Source organism: Micrococcus sp. KRD077 (genome assembly GCF_017168505.1).
In the GTDB taxonomy this organism is placed as follows: domain Bacteria; phylum Actinomycetota; class Actinomycetes; order Actinomycetales; family Micrococcaceae; genus Micrococcus; species Micrococcus luteus.
Genome location: NZ_JABFAZ010000019.1, coordinates 683 through 5,982, shown reverse-complemented (window position 1 = coordinate 5,982; position 5,300 = coordinate 683). Strand labels below are relative to the sequence as shown.

General features: G+C 74.4%; 4 protein-coding genes. 1 reads left to right on the top strand and 3 read right to left on the bottom strand.

Annotation, left to right across the window (positions count from 1 at the left end):
• The coding region (gene acs / locus J1M39_RS05275) for an acetate--CoA ligase (RefSeq protein WP_241253869.1) at positions 1 to 2,180 on the top strand (2,180 nt) is incomplete at its 5' end.
• Here acs and J1M39_RS05270 read toward each other — a convergent pair.
• From J1M39_RS05270 to J1M39_RS05260, 3 genes are all read right to left on the bottom strand, one after another.
• Positions 2,129 to 3,418, bottom strand: coding sequence for a M20 metallopeptidase family protein (locus J1M39_RS05270; protein ID WP_206496538.1), 1,290 nt, complete (start codon positions 3,416 to 3,418; stop codon positions 2,129 to 2,131). The two genes, acs and J1M39_RS05270, sit on opposite strands and share 52 nt — an antisense overlap.
• Positions 3,419 to 3,469: 51 nt before the next feature.
• Positions 3,470 to 4,267 carry a hypothetical protein gene (locus J1M39_RS05265; protein ID WP_206496537.1) on the bottom strand — a complete coding sequence of 266 codons (798 nt, stop codon included), beginning with the start codon at positions 4,265 to 4,267 and terminating at the stop codon, positions 3,470 to 3,472.
• A gap of 138 nt (positions 4,268 to 4,405) precedes the next feature.
• Positions 4,406 to 5,284 carry a siderophore-interacting protein gene (locus J1M39_RS05260; RefSeq protein ID WP_036336727.1) on the bottom strand — a complete coding sequence of 293 codons (879 nt, stop codon included), beginning with the start codon at positions 5,282 to 5,284 and terminating at the stop codon, positions 4,406 to 4,408.
• Positions 5,285 to 5,300 lie beyond the last annotated feature (16 nt).

Genomic DNA, 5,300 nt, shown 5'->3' with positions numbered 1-5,300 from the left:
GCCCCGACCCGGCCGAGGAGGGCGCCTCCGGGGCCGTCCGCGGACCGAACGACGGCGTGCCCGCCGCGGCCCTCGCCACGCTGCCCGGCCCCCTCCCGCAGGCGCTCGTCGACGCCGCCGACCCGGACGTCCACCCCGGCCGCCCGGCGGACCGGCTGCACGGCGGGCGCGGCGACGGCCGCCCGGTGGCCGAGTCGGACCGGCTCGCGTTCTGGGAGGCGGCCGGCCGACGTCTGAGCTGGGAGCGGCCCTTCACCCGGACGCGCTCCCTCACCGCCCCGGACCCGGCCGCCGAGCGCGGCCCGGAGATCCGCTGGTACGAGGACGGCACCCTGAACGTGGCCGTGAACTGCGTGGACCGGCACGTGGCGGCGGGGCGCGGGGAGAAGGTCGCCCTGTACTTCGAGGGCGAGCCCGGCGACCGCCGCGCCGTCACCTACGCACAGCTGCAGCGCGAGGTCGCCCAGGCCGCGAACGCCCTCGAGGAGCTGGGCATCGAGGCGGGCGACCGCGTCGTCGTGTACCTGCCCGTGCTCGTCGAGACGATCGTCATCACGCTGGCGTGCGCGCGGATCGGCGCCGTGCACTCGCTCGTGTTCGGTGGGTTCTCGGCGGAGGCGCTGCGGTTCCGCGTCGAGGACACGGGCGCCAAGCTGCTCGTCACCACCGACGGCCAGTTCCGCCGCGGTGCCGCCGTCCCCGTGAAGGCCAACGCGGACGAGGCCGTGTCCGGGGACAACGCGATCGAGCACGTCCTCGTCCTGGACCGCACGGGCCACCGGGACATCCCGTGGACCGAGGGCCGGGACCTGTGGTGGCACGACGTCGTGGACCGCCAGCCGGACACCCACACCCCGCGCGCCTTCGACGCGGAGCACCCGCTGTTCATCATGTACACCTCCGGCACCACGGGACAGCCCAAGGGGCTCGTGCACACCTCCGGCGGGTACCTCGCCGCGGCCTCGTGGACGCACGACTTCCTGTTCTCCCACCCGGACCCGGCACGGCGCGACGACGACGTCCACTGGTGCACCGCGGACCTGGCCTGGGTCACCGCGCACACCTACGAGATCTACGGTCCGCTCTCGAACGGGGTCACGCAGGTGATCTACGAGGGCGTGCCGAACGCCCCGCACCCGGGCCGGCACTTCGAGGTGATCGAGCGCTACCGGGTGACGAGCTACTACACGGCGCCCACCCTGATCCGCTCGCTCAAGGGCTGGCATCCGGACGGGATCCCGGCGCACGCGGACGGCGGCCCGGACCTGTCCTCGATCCGTCTGATCGGCACCGTGGGCGAGTCCGTGAACCCGGAGGCCTGGACGTGGGCCCGCACCCAGATCGGCCGGGACACCCCGGACCTGCCGATGGTGGACACGTGGTGGCAGTCCGAGACGGGCGCCACCGTGCTCTCCCCCCGCCCCACGGACACGGCCTTCAAGCCGGGCTGCGGCTCCCGGCCCCTGCCGGGGGTGGACGTGGCCGTGGTCGACGACGACGGCGCCCCCACGCCCGAGGGCCTGCAGGGCCGGATCGTGGTCACCCGCACCTCGCCGTCGATGGCGCGGACCGTGTGGCGGAACCCGGCCCGCTACTTCCACTCGTACTGGGAGGACTACGCGGACCAGGGCGAGGCAGGCTGGTTCCTCGCCGGCGACGGCGCCAAGCGGGACGAGGACGGCGACGTCTGGATCCTCGGGCGCGTGGACGACGTCATCAACATCTCCGGGCACCGGCTGAGCACCATCGAGATCGAGTCCGCCCTCGTGGCGCACCCGGAGGTGATCGAGGCGGGGGTGTGCCCCGTGCCGCACGAGACCACCGGGCACGCCGCCGTCGCCTTCGTCGTGGCGCACGAGGGCTGGCTGGCCGGCGACGACGGCCCCGGCGCCTCCGCCGCCGACCGCGCCGAGGAGCTGCGGCGGCATGTGGGGCGGGTGATCGGGCCGGTGGCCAAGCCCGCCGAGGTGGTCTTCGTCCCCGACGTGCCCAAGACCCGCTCGGGCAAGATCATGCGGCGGCTGCTGACGCAGCTGCACCAGGGCACCGCGCTCGGGGACACCACGAGCCTGCAGAACGAGCCGTGCGTCGGGCAGATCGCCGAGGTGCTCCGGGCCGGCCGCCGCGCTCAGGACGCCGGCACCGGCGCCGTCCGCAGCGCCAGCTCGGCCAGCACCTGAGCGGCCCGCGGCACCACGGCGTCGTCGAACACGGCCTGCGGGGAGTGGTTGACCGGGGCCTCGTCCGGGTCCACGCCCTCCGGGACCGCCCCGAGCAGGACGTAGGCGCCGGGCACCCGCTGGAGGACCTCGGAGAAGTCCTCGCTGCCGGGCTCGGGCTCGGACAGCTCCCGGTACGCCTCGACCCCGTACAGGTCCTCCACGGTCCGGCGGACGAAGGCCACCGCGTCCGGGTCGTTGGCCGTCACCGGGAACGCGCAGTCCGTCCGGACCTGTGCGCTCATGCCGTGCGCCTCGGCGATCCCGTGCACCATGCGCTCCACGGCCGAGAGCAGCCGGGCTCGGGCGTCCGCGGAGAAGGTCCGCAGGGTGAGGGCGAGGGTGGCGCTGTCCGGGATGATGTTGGCCGCCGTGCCCGCGCTCAGGTGCCCGACGGTCGCGACCACCGGGTCGAAGGCGTCGAACTGCCGGGTGACCACGGACTGCAGCGCCAGCACCATCTCGGCGGCCACGGGCACCGGATCCTGGGCCAGGTGCGGCACGGAGCCGTGCCCGCCTCGACCGTGCACCGTCACCACCAGGTCGTCGCAGCCGGCCTGGATCGCCCCCGGGCGGCTGAGCAGGACGCCGCGCAGGTAGGTGCCCGAGGAGACATGGATCGCGTAGGCGACGTCCACCGGTCGCCCGGCCGCCTCCAGCAGCCCCTCCTGGATCATGTGCTGGGCGCCGCCGCCGGTCTCCTCCCCGGGCTGGAACATGGCCACCACGTCGGCGGTGAGCTCCCCGCGACGGCGCACCAGCCAGGCCAGGGCGCCGTAGAGGCCGGCGGTGTGCAGGTCGTGGCCGCAGGCGTGCATGGTGCCCGGCACGGAGGGGGCGTACTCCAGCCCGGTCTCCTCCGTGACGGGCAGGGCGTCCATGTCCCCCCGCAGCAGCACGACCGGCCGCCGGGCCCCCTCCGGCAGCGGGGCCCCGCCGCGCAGCACCACGACGACGGAGCTCAGCGCCCGGCCCACGCTCGTCTCCAGCGCGGGGCGACCGGTGGCGGCATCCTCCCCCGCCTCGGCGCGCAGGGCCTCGAGCCGCTCGAGGACGGCGGCTTGGGTGCGGGGCAGGTGCAGGTCCAGCTCCGGATGCCCGTGGAGGCGGCGGCGGAAGGCGATCGCCTCCCGTGCGATGTCCTCCGGCAGGTCCGGGGCGAGGGCGTTCGCGGGCGGGGTGGGGGCGGTGCGGTCCATCAGGACATCATGCCGTGGCGCCCCGCCGGCCCACCCGGATCGCCCAGCGGGTCAGCCGGCCAGCTCCTGCAGCTCGGCCAGGTCGAAGACGTCCTCCTTGGCGGGGGCCTCGGGCGCCTCGACCGCGTTCCACTCGGTGAAGGTGGCATTCGCGTCCACGTCCTCGTCCTCCGAGTTCACATCCTCGAGACGGTAGAGGGTCGTGCTCTCCGGGTCGATCAGCATCGTCCGGCCGAACTCGTGGTGCTCCTCGGGCAGCGCGTACTTGAGGTACTTCCTGCCCTCGAGCTCCACCTCCTCGGCCTTCAGGTCCTTGCCGTCGAAGGCGTCCGCGGCGGGCATGTCCTCTTCGAGGTCGGACATGATCTCCTCCAGTGAGATGTCCATCTGCGCGGCCTGCTCGGCGTTCGTCTTGATCCAGCGGTCGCCCACGAGGGTGGAGAACATGCCCATCTCCGGGGGCAGGTCGTCACCGTCGGCCTTGAGCTTGAAGAACACGTCGGCGTCCCGGCGCAGGACCTCGATGGCCATGGTGGCCGCCCCCATGTCCACGTTCATGGTGCCCCGGAGGTGGGAGTCGTCGGTGGCGCCGGCGAGGTCCACGTTCGCGGGCTGGATGGCGTCCGTGCCCAGGGAGGCGGAGGGCGACGCCGAGGCCGACGCGTCGTCCTTGTCCTCCTCCTTGTCGGCGGCGGTGCCCTCCATCTTCAGGCGCAGGCTCTCGGCATCCACGACCTTCTGGCGGACCTCGGGCCAGCTCTCCTCCAGCGTCGGGTCGGAGGCGCAGCCGGTGAGCAGCAGACCGGAGGCGGCGAGCATGCCGACGGCGAGGCGTGCGGGCGTCTTCATGGGGACTCCTTCACAGAGGTGCGGACGTGCCGGCGGCCGGGGACCGCCGGACGATGTCGCGTCGACCCTCTCACGTCACCCCTGGCCCGTCATGCCCTGAGGGACGCCGGAACTTCTACTGTGCCGACCCTGTGCGGGTCAGCCGCCGGTGGTGCCGTCCTCGAAGATCTGCCCCGCCGGGGTCTGCTTCTCCGCCTGGAACACGTCCTCGGCGCGGCCGTAGGCCCAGTACGCGCTCACCGACAGCTGCCGCCGGTCCACGCCGCGCACGTCCGTGAGGTGCGCCCGGACGCGCTTGACCTGCTCCCGCTCGCCGTGCACGAACGCGTGCACCCGTCCGTCCCGCCACGCCGCGTCCTCGACGGCGGCGGCGAACCGCGTCGTCTCCGGGGTGAAGGGGCCGCCGCGGTGCAGCCAGCGCACCTCGACGCCGGCCGGCGCGGTCAGGGGCACCTCGTTCCGGGCGTCGGTCACCTCGATCAGCGCGAGACCGGCCGCCGCGGCGTCCGTGGCGGCGAGGTCCTCGAGGGCGGCGGCGATCGCCGGCAGCGCGGACTCATCGCCGGCGAGCAGGTGCCAGTCCGCGGTGGGGTCGGGTCGGTAGGCGCCGCCCGGGCCCAGGAACGCGACCTGCTGCCCCACCGGCTCGGACGCCGCCCACGCCCCGGCCAGGCCGCCGTCGTGCCCGGGGGCGGCGCCGTCGCCGTCCGCGCCGTGGACCACGAAGTCGACGTCCATGGTGCGGGCGGCCGCGTCCATGCGGCGCACCGTGTAGGTGCGGCGGACCGGCAGCTGCTCCGGGGCGAGACGCTCGCGGAGGGCGTCCAGGTCGTACGGGGGTTCGAGGCCGAGCGCGGGGTCGGCGAAGAGCAGCTTCACGTACTGGTCCGTGGCGCCCTTCTCCGCCCAGCGGGCGTGGACGGCGTCGAACTGCTCGCCGCCGAGGGTCAGGCGCACGAGGTGCGGGGTGAGCCGGCGGGCGGCCACCACGGTGAGGACGGTCTGGGGCCGGGCCATGCGGGCCTCCTGGGGT